The sequence below is a fragment of the Paraburkholderia sp. J7 genome (genome assembly GCF_905220155.1).
Taxonomy (GTDB): Bacteria; Pseudomonadota; Gammaproteobacteria; order Burkholderiales; family Burkholderiaceae; genus Paraburkholderia.
Map to the genome: position 1 here is coordinate 1 of NZ_CAJMYZ010000152.1, position 235 is coordinate 235.

Genomic DNA, 235 nt, shown 5'->3' on the forward strand with positions numbered 1-235 from the left:
CTCGATCATGATGAAACTCCGTTCGGGTGCACGGATGTGACAGCCCCCAACCGTGCACCCATGCTTCGTTCAGATCTGCTGCTGGCCGCCATCGACGAACAGTTCGATGCCGTTCACGAAGCTTGCATCGTCCGAAGCGAGAAACAGTGCGGCGCTGGCGATTTCGCCGGGCTCGCCCAGACGTCCCATCGGGATTTGCGCGGCCAGGTAATCGGCGAGACCCTGGCGCTGGGCA

Annotated in this window: 1 protein-coding gene; it reads right to left on the bottom strand. The window is 62.1% G+C overall.

Translation table 11 applies throughout. The features are described 5' to 3' along the window. Positions 1–69 precede the first annotated feature (69 nt). A partial coding sequence (locus tag U5A58_RS40740) for an SDR family oxidoreductase (RefSeq protein ID WP_321965487.1) occupies positions 70–235 on the bottom strand: 166 nt, incomplete at its 5' end.